The following is a 15638-nucleotide window of genomic DNA, read 5'->3' on the forward strand; positions in this document are numbered from 1 at the left end:
CTTGGGTAAGATGTGTGTATGTCATTTCGGGCAACTTTGACTTGGAGGTCTGGAAGGCCGGATGCTACTGCATCTTCCCACCTTTAACCATTTATCTTCAGTTGCACTTCATAGTTGAACTCGCGATAGTAAAGACAATCGGGTTTTTCATTTTGTTTTTAATCCTTATGCCGCTTTGTTTTGTTTTTCAGTCAAATAAAGAATGGGATAAAAAAATCGGGAACCTCAGTTACCCTATTTACATAGGTCACCTATTGGTTATTTACATAATCAATTTTATTTTTGGTGAAATCACCCCTGATCACAAAATTCTCATTCTGGGAAAACTTGTCCCTATCGATAGAGTCATTTTTGCGGTTAGCGTGGTCACGATTTCTATTGGTTTTGCGATTTTTTTAGATAAAACTATCGCTACACCAGTTGAATCCATCCGGCGGCGCTTCAAAAAAATTGGTTAATGGCGTGGCATGCAGCCACGACTCGTTAAGTGTGAGTGCTCGTTTTGCTCCGATGAGGATGAAGTTCCCTCAGCTTTATTTGAATAGCTTTATACCAGCGTCTCTGGTGGATCTAGGTTAAGCGCCCGGTGAAATTTGAAGTCAAGTGAGTAAGCGTAGATGATCGTGTCCACTTATTAAGTGGACACTTGTACATTATGGAAGATGGAATCAATACGCCTAGAAGGCGTCGGCGTCACAGTGCCGAATTCACTGCTCAGGTAATTCAAGCCTGCAAACAATCGGGTGTTGATTTGCATCTAAAACTGACCCAGCAAGCAGCAGAACAATTCCCGGAGCGATGGCGAGGTGTAACCCTCCCGTAAAATCAAGCCATGCATAACCAGAGTTCTTGAGGCAAACTTATATGCCAAAGGAGAACAGAAATGCGTAAGAGCAGATTTACAGAGACACAGATCATTGGAATATTGAAAGCGGTTGAAGCTGGTAGATTGGTCAAAGATGTTTGTCGGGAACATAGTGTTTCTGAAGCTACCTATTACCAATGGAAAGCTAAATATGGCGGTATGGAAGCAGCCGACGTAAAGCGCCTCAAAGACTTGGAGGAAGAGAATCGTAAGCTCAAAATGATGGTTGCTGATTTATCGTTAGAGAACCATGCGTTTAAAGAGGTGATCTGTTTAAAGCGCTAACCCCGAACCAGAAACGGGATTTCGTCAAACAACTGCAAGAGGTTGGACTTAGCCAGCGTCAGGCTTGCAAAGCGATGCAACTCTCACGTTCAAGCATGAGCTATCAGCGGCGGATGGTACCGGATGACGACATCATTGCAGTTTTGCAGGAATTGGCAGAACGTTTTCCGGAACGGGGATTTGGCAAGTATTTTCAGTTAATAAGGCGACGTGGCCACACCTGGAATCATAAGAGAGTTTATCGCGTTTATTGTGGACTAAAGATGAACCGGCGACGCATTGGTAAAAAGCGACTTCCAACAAGAGACCCGCAGCCATTGGCAGTACCTGGGGAAATCAACAAGAGTTGGTCAATTGATTTTATGAGTGACGCGTTATGGTGTGGCAGGCGTTTTCGTACGTTTAATGTGGTCGATGATTTTAATCGGGAAGTACTGGCGATTGAAATTGATTTAAATTTGCCCGCGTCCCGAGTCATCCGGGTGCTTGAGAGGATCGTTGCCTGGCGTGGCTCTCCGGCACAGATCAGAATGGACAATGGACCTGAATTTATTTCAGCAACCTTAGCAGATTGGGCGCAAAAGCATGATGTCCACCTGGAGTTTATTGAGCCAGGTAGACCCATGCAAAATGGCTTCATTGAACGTTTCAACCGCAGCTACCGCCAAAGGGTGTTAGATATGTATGATTTTAAGAACTTGCAGGAGGTCAAAGAAAGAACAGAATTGTGGATGAACGATTACAACGAGCAATGTCCACATGATTCGCTCAACGGGATGACACTTATTGAATACCGATTATTTCATCAACCTCAAAACTCTAGTAATACATGGCACTGATTGGGGGAGGTTTACAGGCCAGTAGTGGTAAAGTCCATCTGACACAGGCGCAGCTATCCATGCTGCTCGAAGGAATCAACTGGAAACAGCCGGAACGCACCTAGCCACCACTATCGCTCTTGTAAACGTCCCAGAACATGCGTAGACTCCATGCATGGCGACCACTCCCTCACTTCCAGACGATATCGATGCCCTAAAAGCATTGCTGCTCCAGCGGGATGGCGAACTGCAATCTTTGCGCCAAACGGTCTCCACTCTGGAATTAGCCCTGAGCGTACGCACGCTTGAGATCGAACAACTAACACTCACAATTACATGAATGACGTGTTGGGAAGACTGCCATTGCAACCATTCAGCCGCATCAGCGAACCACTTCCGCACAACTGGAAGCCTTCTCAATAAATCCGATCATCAATCTAAGGATTGGTCAATCTGTGTTGACCGGGTGCTTACCTTAAAACTTAATTCTCAAGCCTTCGTCGTCACCACATTCCCCGTCTTAGGGGCTCCCTTGAGATTATTGCTCAGGTTTTGCAAAAATGTCGTCAGGCTGGTGCTGTTGCCTGATTGCCCTTCGGCTGCTAATAGGTTGTTGAAGCTGGACTGTAACGCGTCGATGGCGGAGTTGGAGTTGCTTGAAGTGCCGCTGCCTGTGCCGCTGCCTGAGCTAGTGCCAGTGCTGCTGCTTGAACTGCCGCTGGTGCTTCCAGTTGCGCCTAATTGTTGGATCAGGCCTTGCAGGCTGCTTTCCAGTTGGCTTACACCACCGCCACCACCGTGATGATGTCCATGATGACCGCCGCTCGCGCTTGCTACTGCGCCTGTGGCTGATGTGCCGTTGCTTGATTGTGTGCTGCTTTGCGATTGAAGCGCGGCAAACAGGCTTTGCGCAAAGGCGGACAGGGCTTGCTGTGGGGATTCTGTTCTGGTGGTGGAGCCGGTCGACGCTGCTGCAGCGGAAGATGTTCCTGCTGTCGATGACGTTCCTGACGTTCCTGACGTGGCTGATGTCGACGAGGTGGAACTTAATGAGGCAATCGCTTGGTTGATCGCGTTGGCAAATGCGCTGACGCCACCATTACCGTTCTGACCACCATCATCACCGTCGTTATCTTGGCCGACACGTGAACGACCATGTGTATGTTGTGTTTGGGTTAATGCGGTGTTTGATCCTATCGATGAAATTGACATGATTCTTCCTTTGAAGTGTTAATTTATGGCGGCTCAAAAACCGTCGACCTGTCGTTCATAACGTTATACATAGCTTATCGGTTGTTTAATTTGACGAATAGAGGGGTATTTGTGGGTAACTTGTATGTACATGTAACGTTGTCTGAAAAAATAGGGTATTTCGAAACATAAAGCGTGAAGTTGACGGAAGTTGTGTCGCTAAATAATAAACTTTTTAGTTATTTCGGTATTTGAGCCAGTTTTTTGGGGTGGCGGGTCAGAGGTTTCGTTGGCGCTTTGTTAGTTCTATAGATTGGTGTCGGAGTTGCTATGTTAAGATGAAGACGATCGGGAGAGTCACAAAATCATGGTTAAAATTGCATTGATAGGGTTGCTCGTCCTGTTTTTTTGCGCATATTGTTGAAAGATTTGATTCAGTATTTCCATGTCACAAGCTTCTCCATTGATTCCTCCATTACCTATTCGCGACGGTGTTTCTCCTAGCTATCTTTGGCTGCCAGAAGGGACGTGGCCCAATTTGATGGCATTTTTGACGTCGTATTTTCCCGATGTAGACGAAGCAACATGGCTTGCACGTTTGGAAAAAAAAGAAGTGCTGGATCTTGAAGGGCGGATTCTGCACAAAAATAGTCCCGTTAAGCGCGGGATGTGCATTTTTTACTATCGTGAAATTGATCATGAAACGCCGATTCCGTTTGAGGCAAAGATCTTGTATCAAGATGAGCACTTACTGGTGGTCGATAAGCCGCATTTTTTGCCAGTGACGCCGGGTGGGCGTTTTTTGCGTGAAACGCTTTTAGTGCGTTTGAAAAAGGAAACTGGCTTGGCGCATTTAAGTCCGATTCACCGATTGGATAGGGAAACGGCTGGTGTGATGTTGTTTTCACATAATCCGCTGACGCGAGGTAAATATCAGTCGCTTTTTCAGCAGCGACATGTCCGTAAAACGTACCATGCGCTGGCACCTGCACTGCCGGAGGCGCTTTTTCCAATCACTCATCGTAGTCGGATGGAGGAGGGGGAAAGCTTTTTTATCATGCGAGAGATTGCTGGTGAGGCAAATTCAGAAACGATAATAGAAGTCGCTGAACGCTACGGTAATGTTAATTTATATCGACTTTTTCCCTTAACCGGAAAAAAGCATCAATTGCGTTTGCACATGACGAGTATAGGTGCTCCCATCATTAACGATGGGTTTTATCCCGTGGCATTACCTTGCAAGGGGGACGATTTTTCAGCGCCCCTGCAATTATTAGCTAAATCAATTGCATTTGTTGATCCTATTAGTGGTATCGAGCGGTTGTTTAGTAGTGAACGGGAATTGGATATCAAACAGATTGCTGGTGTTTTTGCTCGCAGCTCACTTTAGCGAGCCGACAAATCTATTGACAGAGTAGGCCCTGCCAGCTATGATGTTGGTCTTCGGAGTGTGGCGCAGTCCGGTAGCGCACCTGGTTTGGGACCAGGGGGTCCAAGGTTCGAATCCTTGTACTCCGACCAGAATTTAATTTAATTGCTCATAAAATGAGTGATAAAAAAAGAAAATAAAAAGTAAGTACAAAGTAAGTAAAGCGTAAATAATTTAAAAAGTTTTTCGGAGTGTGGCGCAGTCCGGTAGCGCACCTGGTTTGGGACCAGGGGGTCCAAGGTTCGAATCCTTGTACTCCGACCAAAATTAAAAGGCTTGTTGATCAATTCAACAAGCCTTTTTTCATTTTTATTGCCATCTCATTGCTGTTGAAATTCTTCTTTTTGCCTTTGTCGTACTTCGTTGTAAATGCTGGTCGATACGGTAGGTCGTAGCGTCGGTATCATAGTGCTCAGTAAAACGGTAAAATGCTGGTTTTAACTTTATCCGCATACAGATGTCGCTTGTTAGGCGCTTCATAACAAGTAGCACGCGGTGCAATTCATCCCATGACTGTTCGTACTCGTTTTGCTCCAAGCCCTACTGGCTATCTTCATGTTGGCGGCGCTCGTACCGCTTTGTTTAGCTGGGCGTTTGCCCGTCATCATGGCGGCACCTTTGTGTTGCGGATTGAAGATACCGATCTTGAGCGTTCTACACCTGAGGCAGTGCAAGCGATTCTGGATGGTATGAATTGGCTTGACTTGCAGCACGATGAAGGTCCGTTTTATCAAATGCAACGTATGGATCGCTATCGTGCCGTGTTAGCAGAAATGCTGGCAAATGGCACCGCCTATCATTGCTATTCGTCGCCAGAAGAAGTGGAAGCAATGCGTGAGCGTCAACGTGCTGCCGGCGAGAAGCCGCGTTACGATGGCACTTGGCGTCCTGAAGCTGGCAAGACGTTGCCTGCAATTCCTGCTGATCGCCAGCCAGTGATTCGCTTTAAAAATCCTGCAGAAGGTGATGTCAGTTGGATTGACGTCGTCAAAGGGCAGATTACGATTAATAACCGCGAATTAGATGATTTGGTCATTGCTCGTCCAGATGGTACGCCGACGTATAATTTCTGCGTTGCTGTCGATGACTGGGATATGCAGATTACGCATGTGATTCGTGGTGACGATCATGTTAATAATACGCCACGTCAAATTAATATCTTGAATGCATTGGGGGCAAAATTGCCGCAGTATGGCCATGTTCCTATGATTTTGGGGACGGATGGTCAGAAATTATCCAAGCGCCGCGATGCGGTCAGTGTGATGGATTATTTCGATAAGGGCTATTTGCCAGAAGCAATGCTGAACTATCTTGCGCGCTTGGGTTGGAGTCATGGCGATGATGAGATTTTTAGTATGGAGCAAATGTGTAGCTGGTTTGATCTGACGCATTTATCTGGCTCGGCGGCACAATTTAATCCTGAAAAATTAGCATGGATTAACAATCACTACATCAAAGCTGCCGACAATCAACGTCTTGCTGATTTGGTACGTCCTCAGATGGTCAAAGACGGCGCTGAATTTGCTGCTGCGCCGGACTTGGCCGCTGTCATTGCATTGTTCAAAGAGCGTGCGAACACGACGGTTGAACTGGGTCAGGCCGCGATGTTATTTTATCGTCAGCCAGCAGCCGAGGCTGCATTATTGCAGCAGCACGTGACTGATGCAGTGTTGCCAGCGTTGCGCCAATATGCCGAGGCATGCAAGACGGTCGAGTGGACCAAAGCGGCGCTGTCGGCAGCATTAAAACAAGTGCTGGCAGATCATGCTTTAAAAATGCCACAGTTAGCGATGCCCTTGCGTCTATTGTTAACGGGCCAGTTGCAAACGCCATCGATTGATGCAGTTGTTGAGTTATTTGGTCCTGAAGTTGTCATTCAACGTTTAAATGTGATCGCTGTATAGGTTTTAACGGTGTTTTAGCGTGGGTGAGGGCTTTACATTAAAGTGTTCATCCCCTATAATCTCGCTTCTGTTCTGCAAGGGGGTATAGCTCAGCTGGGAGAGCGCTTGCATGGCATGCAAGAGGTCAGCGGTTCGATCCCGCTTACCTCCACCACGTAAGTGTGGTTGTATCAGAACAGTAATACTTGCTGTCCCCATCGTCTAGAGGCCTAGGACATCACCCTTTCACGGTGAGTACAGGGGTTCGAATCCCCTTGGGGACGCCAATAAATTTTATTGTGGACAGCAAGTAAAAATCGAAATACAGGTCAGTAACACGGACAGAATATGTCCCCATCGTCTAGAGGCCTAGGACATCACCCTTTCACGGTGAGTACAGGGGTTCGAATCCCCTTGGGGACGCCAGGTTGAGAAGCTTCTACAAGAGAAGAGTAAAAAGTTTTGCTCTTCGTGCAGGGGATTCGAAGGGGCGAGCTTGCAAGCGAGCCAGCGGCCTGCGCGAGTGTAGGCGAATACCCTTGGGGACGCCAGTTTTATCCATTTGCGTATAGGCAAATGCAGGTCAGTAATAAGGACAGAATATGTCCCCATCGTCTAGAGGCCTAGGACATCACCCTTTCACGGTGAGTACAGGGGTTCGAATCCCCTTGGGGACGCCAGGTAGCAGAAATAAAGCCCGCACTAGCGGGCTTTATTTTTTCCGGAGCAGAGAGGAGCAAAAAGTTTTGCTCCTCGTGTAGGGGATTCGAAGGGGCGAGCTTGCAAGCGAGCCAGCGGCCTGCGCGAGTGTAGGCGAATCCCCTTGGGGACGCCAGGTAGTAGAAATAAAGCCCGCGATTGCGAGCTTTTTTGTTTTTGAAGCATTCTCCCAGAAGCGGGTGAATGATAGTAATGAGACGCGTTGATCCACTAAAAAGTTAAAACAGCGGCGTGATTTGATCTGCAATTTAACCAATCGAGCATTTGCAATCACCCAAAGCCCTTCCCAGCTTCTGGGAGAAGGGATTTGGGTGTTCTTAATGTCAAATTACTTTTTACTCTGATAAATCTTGTCAAACTCCGCGCCATCATCAAAGTGCTTTTTCTGCGCTTGTTTCCACCCACCAAACACATCTTCGACCGTGAACAATGTAATGGGTTTAAAGTTGGCGGCATACTTTTTTGCTGCTAATTCTGAATGTGGACGGAAAAAATGCTTAGCAGCGATATCTTGACCAGCCTCAGAAAAAAGAAACTCAAGGTAAGCAGTGGCTACCTTGCGGGTGCCTAATTTATCAACGACTTTGTCCACTAAGGCAACCGGAGATTCAGCCAGAATGGAGAATTTTGGATAAACGATATCATAATTGCTTTCACCAAATTCTTGCTTAACAAGCTGCACTTCGTTTTCAAAGGTGACAAGTACGTCGCCAATTTGTCTTTGTGTAAATGTCGTGGTCGCACCGCGTCCACCTGCATCCAAGACCGGGACATTCTTGAAAATGCGTCCTACCAAATCTTTCGCTTGCGCTTCATTGCCACCATTTTTAATGACAGATCCCCACGCTGCTAAGTAAGTGTAGCGACCATTGCCTGAGGTCTTTGGATTAGGGACGATGATCTGTATCCCAGGCTTACCTAAATCATCCCAATTGGTGACGTGTTTTGGGTTGCCTTTGCGGACTAAAAATACCATGGTCGAATAAAAAGGGGCAGAGTTATTCGGAAACGATTTAGCCCAATTCGCAGGGATTAAGCCTTTATCGGCAATCGCATCGATATCGTTGGCTTGATTCATAGTAACGACTGAGGCAGTCAAGCCATCAATAACGGAGCGCGCTTGCTTGCTTGAGCCGCCGTGTGATTGGTTGATGGCGATCGTTTCCCCCGTTTTTTTCTTCCAATCGGCGACGAATGCAGGATTCACTTCTTTGAATAACTCACGGGTCACATCATACGAAGCATTCAGCAAGGGCTCAGCCGCTCGTGCAACTGGCAGGGCGCATAGGTAAGTAGCCACTATGCCTGCGAACATGCTACCAATGACGATGCGTCGACGAGGGCTATTGGATATCTGCGTGGGAACTAAGTTATTTGTTGTCAGCATTGTCATCACCTTTCATTTAGCTTTCATGTACCTTTAATTAATCTTTATCATCTTCCTGAATTGTCGCTGGAAAGCCAAGTACATTATTCTTCTTTGTTTAGATGCTTTTGACATAAATTGGGGAGGGAGGATGGTTAATAGATGGCGCTATATCGATAGCTGAAAACATTCTACGCCTCGTGGGGTAAAAGTTTTCATGCTGAATGATAACTTTGTTACACTATGAGCTTCATTTTGACCACAAAAGTTTCATGAAAACTCATTCATCTTTTTCCGTTAAATTACTGGCGGGTCTGGTCGCCGGTGCCCTTACGCTACCTATCTGTTTTGCTGCGGAACCAGCGGTTGCTGCAGACCCACATGCAAATCAAGCTGGTGGCATTGAGTGGCGTAAAGATAATAATCTGGATGCGGCGTTTGCTTTGGCAAAGACGAGTAACAAGCCCTTATTTTTGTATTGGGGCGCTATTTGGTGTCCGCCTTGTAATCAAGTGAAAGCGACCATTTTTAATCGCCAGGAATTTATCGAAAAATCCCGTCACTTTATTCCCGTGTATCTCGATGGTGATAGCCCAAGTGCGCAAAAATTCGGCGCGCAATTTAAAGTGCGTGGCTATCCAACGATGATTTTGCTAAAACCGGATGGTACGGAGATTACTCGCTTACCAGGAGAAGTTGATTCTGAGCGCTACTTGCAAGTGTTGACTCTGGCATTAAACACCTCGACCTCCATCAATGAAACCTACAAATTGGCGGCGGCTGGTTCTAAAAAAATCAAAGCACAAGACTGGCGATTACTGGCCGATTATTCGTGGGATGATCCGGATCAGAAGTTGGTGAACCCCAAAGAAGTGCCTGCAACGCTTTTGCATTTAGCTGAGGTGTGCCCGCCTGGCGTCACAGCGACGCGTTTGTACATGAAGGGTTTGTTTGCGCTCGCTACGGCAGAGCCAGGTGACGCTTCTGGTAAAGTGGCGCTCGATAAGACACAAGCATTGGCGAAATTGTCAAAGGCATTGGCTGATCCCAAAGTCGCTCACGATAATCTTGATTTAGTGACAGGTCCTGCCGCCGAATTGACCAACTTTTTAACGGCAGCAAAGTCACCGCAACGATTGAAACTGGTCACTGTATGGAATCAAGCCCTCGCCAAATTATCCGATGACACGAGCATTTCTAAAGCGGATCGACTTGGCGCCGTCATTGCGCAAGTTTCACTGGCAAAATTAGATAGTGCTCAGATCAGCCCGGCGTTACAGGCCGATGTGAAAAAACGTGTTACTGCCATTGACCAGGCGACCACAGATGCTTATGAGCGTCAGTCTGTTGTTCATAGCGCTGCGGCGGCACTTGGCAGTGCAGATTTACTTGATGATTCGGATGCCTTGTTAAAAGCAGAACTTAAACGTTCGCATTCACCGTATTATTTTATGTCTACTCTGGGTAGTAACGCGAAGAAGCGTGGTGATAAGGCGGCTGCTCTAAGCTGGTATGCACAGGCATACGATGCATCAAAAGGCCCTGCCACGCGTTTGCAGTGGGGTGCCAGCTACGTCAGTAACCTGGTTGATCTGGCGCCGACTGATGACGCGCGCATAGAGAAGACAGTGAGCGGTATATTTACCGAGGTGGCAAAGACAGAAAATGCGTTTTATGAACGAAATCGTGCGTCTCTGGACAAAATTGGTAAAAAGCTGCTTGAATGGAATAAAGAGGGAAAACATCAGCTTGTCTTCCAAAAAGTGCACACGCAGCTAGATGGTATCTGTGCGAAGTTGCCTGCAAGTGATCCGCAAAAAGCGGCATGTCAGGGCGTCTTGAATAGATCTTGATGCATGAAGTGCACAGTTATCTGGTTTGATCTGATTTAATCTGATTTGATTTTAAAAATGCGACCGCTTTGGTCGCATTTTTTTGTGTTGCTAAAGATGTGACTTAGCAATTCATCTTAGAAACTCGTTGATATGCCAGCATACAAAGTACGTCGAGCCCCATATTGTGGAGCGCCGACACCGACGCCTGAACCGTCGCGCAGGAGATAGGTTTTATCGAAGATATTGATCAGCGAAAGTCTTCCCTCGATATCGCCAACGGCCGTTTTTTTCCAATTGTGTACGAATGCAGCGTTGAACGTCGTGTACGGATTCAGCGCCGCAGAATTGGGTGTGCCACCGATCGGTGTTTTGCGTAAGCCACTACCATACAAAAAGTCGCCACTAATCTGCGATTCACCAAAATGGTAATGTGCGCCGCCAGATACCGTGTAGGTCTGGTTGTGATCAACGTAAATGTAATGGCTGGCGATATAGGCTAACTCGTCTGGTTGGAATAAGGATTGGCCAGAAATGATATTAGTTGCCTGTGCTTTTTGCAATGAGGTATTGAGAAACCAGCCCCAATTTTTTTTATTATAAATGGCGGAGAGTTCCAAGCCTTTGGCATAGCCTTGCGCATAGTTGAATGGCGATAAAATCAAGGCCTGGCCAAACTGACCTTCGTCTAACATATTGCTGATTTTTTTGTAATAAGCGTCTGCGGTCAGGCTTAAATCATCATTCACTTTGTGGCTGATGCCGATGTCGAAATAATGGGTGCGCTCAGACTTAACGTTGTCGGACGTTGGCACCGTCGGCGCAGTCGTGGTGTTGGCGTACAAGTTGATACTCGCTTGCGATGCCAGTTCTTGCGGTGGCGGTGTGAAATAACGCGAATAGCCAGCATGGATCGCCGTGTCGTCAGTCACTTTATAGGCGAGATTCAAACGTGGGCTCCATTGTTGTTCTTCAACGAAAGCAGAGACACGATCAAAGCGTATGCCGTAATTTACGGTCAATGGCGCAGAAATGTGCCATTCGTCTTGCGCATAAATGCTATAGAGCTGCCCGACTTTGCTGGAGCGATCAACGATGGTCAATGGTATATTCGCAGCTTGATTACCGTTTGCGTCAGCAGGGAATGTAGCAACGATATTGTTACTTTCCGTCGTCTGGCGTGTATAGGCAAAGCCTGTTCTGAACGTATGTTCCGGATTAATTTTATAGCTGGCGTCGCCTTGTAATCCCGCCGAGGAATTGGAGCGAGTCGTGTCCGAAGAGACGCCGTTATACACTAAATCGCCGATGGCATCCGGGGTGTAGTGGAGCTCAGAATATTGTTTAAAACCAGACAGCTGGAAATTGAGCGCGCCAAGCGTTTTTTGATACGACAAAACGACGAAGTTATTTAGCTCATGTTGATTTTCATTGAGCTGCGAAGAAGGTAAAGTGCTAGTTCCTGCTGTCATATCGCTGACGCCCGCGAGTGAGTATGCTGGCGGTTGTGCAGGATTGTTTGGAATCTGAAACTTGCCTGTATAGGTGCCAAACATCATACCAAGACGGGTATCATCGTCAAGGTAGTACGATAAATTGGCAAACGTCTTGGTTTGCTGCGTTTTATCATGAATGGCATCTTTAGCTGGAATGGGATTTTCTATGCCCATATTATTGGACATATAGCTACCGGACAAATAGTAGTTAAACGCGCCCACGGTACCAAAAAATTCCGCGCTGGGATTGGTGTAATTATTTCCACCCACCAAAATACCAATCCGACCACCCGGTGCGGTGTGACCTTCTTTTGTTTGAATATCGACAATCCCCGCAGTACGCAAGCCAAACTGTGCTGGCAAAGCACCCGTCATAAAATCAGTTTCGTCGATTTGACGAGTATCGATTGATTGACCAAAACCAGTGATACTTTCAGGTAATTGGACGCCGTTAATCCTATATTGCACGTTGCCATGCTCGTCACGTATATGCAAGCCACCGGAAGCCTTTGAATCTTGCGCTACTCCTGGAAAACGTAATAGCACCTCATCGAATGGTGTGGAGTCGCCCTGACTCATGGCATCCACCCTATGTTTGTCGATGGAATAGATTGTTGTTCCCACCTTTGGGGAAAGGTCTACCCGTGCACTTTTTAAATGTGCGGACTTTACTTCTACTGTAGAAATAGCTTGGTCAGAGGAATCGCTTGCCGTCGTTGCCGTCATTGGCGTCGTTGCCGTCGTTGCCGTCATTGGCGTCGTTGCTGTCATTGCTAATGCATCTTCATTTTCTGCGGCAATTACTGATGCTGACGCGCTGGCAAACAGTCCAAGCAGCACTAAGGGCAGTGGGCGCAGGCGGAATGAAGGATGAATTTTTTTTGTCATGGTGAACCTTTACTTGAAACTTAGTCAATTACTGTGCGATCACAGACGACATTGCACTGCCATGTGGCGCGCAGAATTGCGTCTTGTTTATCTGTCGAATTGATTGTTGGTCATTGCACCATGCCGCATGTTTTTAACGTGCAGCATGCTATTAATCGGCGCTTATTTATTCATAGTGATTCAAGATGCGCATCGCTAATTCTTCGGCCAGTTTGGTCTATGAGGATGCGCGATGATGAATCAATCAGTGAGATAGATCGATCGAGGTAAGCTTAGGCAACCGCAGGTGGACCGCAGCTTGGTGGCAATAATGTGGGAGACGTAAATTCTGCAGCTTGATGATCGTTGGCAAACAGCGCATAAGCGACAAAATCTAATGTCACTAAGGTGGTTGCCGAAGGTGTTACGTGGTCAAATTTATCTGATACGGCGCTGCACAGAGAACAACCCTGGTCTTCCACTGAACTTGCATGGTGATGCGTTGCAGCCGTTGAAATCAATAAAACAAAGCTCAAGGCCGTCAGTAGCGCTACGCCCGTTTTCCAGCCGCGCAAGGCGACAGACCGCAACAAAGCCATGCTTCGGCTTTGATTTGCTAGTCTTAGTCTGCTTTGATCAGACTTGAGAAATTGACGGCACAGCATGAAAAATAACACTCCGGCGTTTGCGTAAATGTGAAAGGTGCGAAAAATGACTCAGGAAGATAAAGTTATTAGTGAAACCTGCATTACTAAAATTCGTAACTACAGTCCATTACTGCAGCGAGCAGCCAACATTGACAGATAAAAATGTACCACTTGCACACGCATCTCAACGTTTAGCCCAATATCATCGCATCGCCCTCCATCATAACAAATATCAGCGGACCAAACCTGTGAACTCGTGAATGAGATGAGCTGCCGTGGGACTATCATGCTGTTATTTAGTTCCCAACTTCTTGATTCTCCTACTGGATCACAAGTTGCTATCCCAGAAAGACCCTTTATATGAAATTCTTTATGCTAATTTTCGTATATGTAAGTGAATTTATATGATTGGAAAGCATTAACCGATGTCGGTAAGATCGGGTTCTGTGATTTTTTGGTGTGAATATCAGTGATACGTATTGAGCAAGTTCAAAAGTTTTATCGAGTTAGTCGCGGTAGTGGTAGTGCAGGGAAGCAAGTACAAGCCCTACGCGATATTAATCTACATATTGAGCAGGGAAAGATTTTTGGCATTATCGGGCGTTCAGGTGCGGGTAAAAGCACCTTGTTACGTACCTTAAATTTATTAGAGCGACCATCATCTGGAAAAATTCTTATTGATGGCGCAGACATTACGCAATTTGATACTGCGCAGTTGCATGGACTGCGTCAGCGTATCGGCATGGTATTTCAGCATTTTAATTTGCTGAGTTCAAAAACTATTGCAGACAATATTGATTTTCCGCTCAAATTAGCCGGAACCTACACGGCCCAACAACGTCGTCAACGCGTCGATGAGTTATTGGCTTTGGTTTGCTTGACTGATCAAAAGGACAAATATCCGTCACAACTTTCCGGTGGTCAAAAGCAACGTGTAGGGATTGCCCGAGCGCTAGCCAATTACCCGACTTTATTGTTATGTGACGAGGCAACCTCAGCGCTCGATCCAGAAACAACTCAGTCTATTTTGCGCTTACTGTCAGACATTAATCAGCAATTGGGTTTGACGATTGTATTGATTACCCATGAGATGCAGGTTATCCGCACGATCTGCGATCAGGTTGCGGTCATTGATGCGGGTGAGATTGTTGAATCAGGAGACGTCGCTGATGTGTTCTTACACCCGCAGCATGGCGTGACGCAAAGTCTGGTGGCTGAAAATCAAGCCTTAGATATCGATTTAATGACGCTCCATCGCCATCGTGAAAATGGCGTGCTAGCACGTTTAACTTACGTTGGTGCAGCTGCTCATGAGCCAATTTTGAGTCGGGTCGTGGCACAAACGCAAGTGCAGATGGTGATTTTGCAGGGAACGATTTCGCGCATAAAAAATACCCCGTATGGCCAATTGCTCGTCGAGTTGATTGGGACCCAAACCGATATTGACCTAGTCTTAGTATCGTTACGCGATGCTGATGTGCGCGTTGATCAACTTGAGTTGCCTGAACAAGCAGAGCAGAACCATCGATTGAATTGGGAGTAAATAAAAATGGATTTTACAAATATTGATTGGGAAGATATCGGGCAAGCGACATTGGATACCCTGACGATGACCGGATGTTCGCTATTTTTTACGATCCTGTTGGGTTTGCCTTTGGGGGTCTTGTTATTTGTTACAGGTAAGAAGCAATTGTTAGAACAGCGCGGTGTGTACGCTTTGTTGTCAGTCTTGGTGAATGTGTTGCGCTCCGTACCATTCATTATCTTGCTGATTGTCTTGATTCCCTTCACCTTGTTTTTAGTGGGTACATCCTTAGGTGTACCTGGAACCATTCCGCCCTTGGTCATTGGTACCACGCCATTTTTTGCCAGACTGGTTGAGAACGTTTTGCGCGATGTTGATCGGGGCATTATCGAGGCTTGTCAGGCGATGGGTGCTAAAACGCATCAGATCATTATTCATGCCTTGTTACCCGAAGCCTTGCCAGGTTTGATTGCGGCCGCCACCGTAACAACAATTGCTCTAGTTTCTTACGCTGCCATGTCCGGTGTTATTGGTGGTGGCGGTTTAGGTGATTTGGCTTTGCGTTTTGGTTATCAACGCTTTCAGACGGATGTGATGATCGTCACCGTCGCCATTTTGATTGTGTTAGTGCAGGTGTTGCAGTTCTCAGGTGACAAATTGGTCGCCAGATTTACCCGTAAGTAGTTGGTTTTTTCCATTTAATAAAAATAAGGA

General features: G+C 46.5%; 11 protein-coding genes, 6 tRNA genes and 1 pseudogene. 14 read left to right on the forward strand and 4 right to left on the reverse strand.

The genetic code is table 11. From position 1 onward, the window contains the following. From ACO0K1_RS15730 to ACO0K1_RS15740, 3 genes and pseudogenes are all read left to right on the forward strand, one after another. Positions 1-458: pseudogene (locus ACO0K1_RS15730) on the forward strand (hypothetical protein); the annotation flags it as partial. 425 nt (positions 459-883) lie between these two features. Continuing rightward, a protein-coding gene (locus ACO0K1_RS15735; RefSeq protein WP_423027393.1) for an IS3 family transposase occupies positions 884-1989 on the forward strand; the annotation gives its coding sequence in 2 pieces (ribosomal slippage) (positions 884-1139 and positions 1139-1989; 1107 coding nt in all). Positions 1990-2143: 154 nt separating this feature from the next. Continuing rightward, the gene (locus ACO0K1_RS15740) at positions 2144-2308 is read left to right on the forward strand and encodes a hypothetical protein (protein WP_423027395.1); all 165 of its coding nucleotides are present in this window, start codon (positions 2144-2146) and stop codon (positions 2306-2308) included. Between the two features lie 149 nt (positions 2309-2457). Here the strand turns inward: ACO0K1_RS15740 and ACO0K1_RS15745 are convergent, their stop codons facing one another. After that, positions 2458-3180, reverse strand: coding sequence for a hypothetical protein (locus tag ACO0K1_RS15745; protein WP_423027397.1), 723 nt, complete (start codon positions 3178-3180; stop codon positions 2458-2460). Positions 3181-3604: 424 nt separating this feature from the next. Between ACO0K1_RS15745 and ACO0K1_RS15750 the strand changes: the two genes are divergently transcribed. The 8 genes from ACO0K1_RS15750 to ACO0K1_RS15785 all read left to right on the forward strand — a co-directional run bounded on the left by ACO0K1_RS15750 (position 3605) and on the right by ACO0K1_RS15785 (position 7151). Continuing rightward, entirely contained in the window at positions 3605-4549 is a 945-nt protein-coding gene (locus tag ACO0K1_RS15750; RefSeq protein WP_423027399.1) for a pseudouridine synthase, read from the forward strand. A gap of 54 nt (positions 4550-4603) precedes the next feature. Continuing rightward, a tRNA-Pro gene (locus ACO0K1_RS15755) sits at positions 4604-4680 on the forward strand. Between the two features lie 95 nt (positions 4681-4775). Further along, positions 4776-4852, forward strand: a tRNA-Pro gene (locus ACO0K1_RS15760). Between the two features lie 245 nt (positions 4853-5097). Further along, positions 5098-6492: a glutamate--tRNA ligase gene (gltX, locus tag ACO0K1_RS15765; protein ID WP_423027401.1), complete on the forward strand. Its 1395-nt coding sequence runs from the start codon at positions 5098-5100 to the stop codon at positions 6490-6492. 78 nt (positions 6493-6570) lie between these two features. Continuing rightward, a tRNA-Ala gene (locus ACO0K1_RS15770) sits at positions 6571-6646 on the forward strand. A 36-nt stretch (positions 6647-6682) separates the two neighbouring features. Further along, positions 6683-6758, forward strand: a tRNA-Glu gene (locus ACO0K1_RS15775). 63 nt (positions 6759-6821) lie between these two features. Next, positions 6822-6897: transfer RNA gene (locus tag ACO0K1_RS15780), tRNA-Glu, on the forward strand. A 178-nt stretch (positions 6898-7075) separates the two neighbouring features. After that, positions 7076-7151, forward strand: a tRNA-Glu gene (locus ACO0K1_RS15785). Between the two features lie 368 nt (positions 7152-7519). Here ACO0K1_RS15785 and ACO0K1_RS15790 read toward each other — a convergent pair. Then, complete coding sequence (locus tag ACO0K1_RS15790; protein WP_423027460.1) at positions 7520-8506, reverse strand: sulfate ABC transporter substrate-binding protein; 987 nt, start codon at positions 8504-8506, stop codon at positions 7520-7522. Between the two features lie 323 nt (positions 8507-8829). Here ACO0K1_RS15790 and ACO0K1_RS15795 point away from each other — a divergent pair, with 323 nt between their 5' ends. Continuing rightward, positions 8830-10410: a thioredoxin family protein gene (locus ACO0K1_RS15795; protein WP_423027403.1), complete on the forward strand. Its 1581-nt coding sequence runs from the start codon at positions 8830-8832 to the stop codon at positions 10408-10410. 116 nt (positions 10411-10526) lie between these two features. Here the strand turns inward: ACO0K1_RS15795 and ACO0K1_RS15800 are convergent, their stop codons facing one another. Both ACO0K1_RS15800 and ACO0K1_RS15805 read right to left on the reverse strand, forming a co-directional pair. Then, positions 10527-12773: a TonB-dependent receptor gene (locus tag ACO0K1_RS15800; RefSeq protein WP_423027405.1), complete on the reverse strand. Its 2247-nt coding sequence runs from the start codon at positions 12771-12773 to the stop codon at positions 10527-10529. Positions 12774-13045: 272 nt separating this feature from the next. Further along, positions 13046-13351 (reverse strand): hypothetical protein, encoded by a 306-nt coding sequence (locus ACO0K1_RS15805; RefSeq protein WP_423027407.1) that lies wholly within the window; start codon positions 13349-13351, stop codon positions 13046-13048. A gap of 517 nt (positions 13352-13868) precedes the next feature. On the opposite strand from ACO0K1_RS15805, the gene ACO0K1_RS15810 reads away from it, so the two are divergent. Next, positions 13869-14942: a methionine ABC transporter ATP-binding protein gene (locus ACO0K1_RS15810; RefSeq protein WP_423027409.1), complete on the forward strand. Its 1074-nt coding sequence runs from the start codon at positions 13869-13871 to the stop codon at positions 14940-14942. A 6-nt stretch (positions 14943-14948) separates the two neighbouring features. Beyond that, entirely contained in the window at positions 14949-15608 is a 660-nt protein-coding gene (locus ACO0K1_RS15815; protein ID WP_423027411.1) for a methionine ABC transporter permease, read from the forward strand. Positions 15609-15638: the final 30 nt, after the last annotated feature.

The organism is Undibacterium sp. SXout20W (assembly GCF_049340285.1).
Taxonomy (GTDB): Bacteria; Pseudomonadota; Gammaproteobacteria; order Burkholderiales; family Burkholderiaceae_D; genus Undibacterium.

Excerpts from the sequence above, each read along its gene's own strand:
- ACO0K1_RS15740 (WP_423027395.1), top strand. The coding sequence starts at position 2,144 with ATGGCGACCACTCCCTCACTTCCAGACGATATCGATGCCCTAAAAGCA.
- ACO0K1_RS15745 (WP_423027397.1), bottom strand. The coding sequence starts at position 3,180 with ATGTCAATTTCATCGATAGGATCAAACACCGCATTAACCCAAACACAA.
- ACO0K1_RS15750 (WP_423027399.1), top strand. The coding sequence starts at position 3,605 with ATGTCACAAGCTTCTCCATTGATTCCTCCATTACCTATTCGCGACGGT.
- gltX (WP_423027401.1), top strand. The coding sequence starts at position 5,098 with ATGACTGTTCGTACTCGTTTTGCTCCAAGCCCTACTGGCTATCTTCAT.
- ACO0K1_RS15790 (WP_423027460.1), bottom strand. The coding sequence starts at position 8,506 with ATGTTCGCAGGCATAGTGGCTACTTACCTATGCGCCCTGCCAGTTGCA.
- ACO0K1_RS15795 (WP_423027403.1), top strand. The coding sequence starts at position 8,830 with ATGAAAACTCATTCATCTTTTTCCGTTAAATTACTGGCGGGTCTGGTC.
- ACO0K1_RS15800 (WP_423027405.1), bottom strand. The coding sequence starts at position 12,773 with ATGACAAAAAAAATTCATCCTTCATTCCGCCTGCGCCCACTGCCCTTA.
- ACO0K1_RS15805 (WP_423027407.1), bottom strand. The coding sequence starts at position 13,351 with ATGGCTTTGTTGCGGTCTGTCGCCTTGCGCGGCTGGAAAACGGGCGTA.
- ACO0K1_RS15815 (WP_423027411.1), top strand. The coding sequence starts at position 14,949 with ATGGATTTTACAAATATTGATTGGGAAGATATCGGGCAAGCGACATTG.